Annotated in this window: 1 protein-coding gene; it reads right to left on the bottom strand. The window is 41.2% G+C overall.

What is annotated here, in order from left to right; all coding sequences use genetic code 11:
- On the bottom strand, window positions 1-1,131 hold a 1,131-nt coding region (locus UYK_RS24205; RefSeq protein WP_040469211.1), incomplete at both ends, for a KR prefix domain-containing protein.

The following is a 1,131-nucleotide window of genomic DNA, read 5'->3' as shown; positions in this document are numbered from 1 at the left end:
TCCAGCCGCATGGAAAACCCCATTGAGTTGCCCAAAAGTGGAATATGCAGAAGCGATCGCCTGCTGCATTTGTTGTAAATCAGTAACATCAGCAGCCAAAACCAAAACCTCTGCACCCAGCTGTTGAAGTTGTTGGAGTTTACGAATCTTGCAGCTAATGACATCATTGTGGTCGTGAGTCAGCAACCACTCAGACCACTCCTGTTGGTTAGGAAAAGCTCTTCGTCCAATCAACACCAGTTTCGCTTTTACTTGTGTCGCCAAATACTCAGCCAAAACAAGTCCAATACCTCCAAGTCCACCGGTAATTAGATAGACTCCCCCTTGTTTCAATCGTGGCGTATTGCTCTTAACCTGCTCAAGGCGCACCGGCTCAAAACATTGTATCCAGCGATTACCACCCCGGTAAGCAATCACTTTCTCACAACTAGAAATACTCAATTCCCCAAGCAAACTTTCCACAAGTTTTTGTTCTTGCCAACTGCCATTTGCAGGGATAATCACATCAATACTGCGACAAGTGATATTTGCATACTCTTGGGGAATAACTTTAATTGCTCCAAGTAAAGTTGCTTTCTCTGGAGAAACTAACTCCGTCGGTGTAACTGGCTGCAAGTGATTAGAAATAACAGTAATCTCAAAATCATCATTGGTTTGTTGTCTTGCCAAAGCTTTCGCCAGAAATAGTAAACTGTAAAATCCTCTTGTTTGAGCTTGCTCAACTTTTTCAAAATCTAATTGTTGTTGACAACCAGGTGTGACACTCCACAAATGAACAATCTTTTTTGGTAACTTTTGTTGTTTGAAAAGTTCTTGAATTAAAGCATCATAATCATCAGGTTGTTGAGGATTGAGGGTATATTCAGACTCGTTTAACCTTGTGAAGTTATGTGCAACTTTTACACTGATTACATCATAGTTTTGTTGTTGCAGTTGTTTTAGGAGTTTGTTACCCAAGCCACACTCATCAACAAACAGCAAAATACAAGATTTTGGCGTTGCTTGTTCAACTTCAAGCTGTGTTTGCAGTAAAGACGGTTTCCAGAAAGGTATGTAGAACCACTGGGAAATGTCTGATTTTTTGCCAAGTGGAGGGGTAGGATGGTGGTGATGCTGTTGTTGTTTTTGTGG

The sequence above is a fragment of the Fischerella thermalis PCC 7521 genome (assembly GCF_000317225.1).
GTDB classification, from domain to species: Bacteria; Cyanobacteriota; Cyanobacteriia; order Cyanobacteriales; family Nostocaceae; genus Fischerella; species Fischerella thermalis.
Note: the sequence above shows the minus strand (reverse complement) of the source record. Positions and strands in the feature narration are given on the sequence as shown.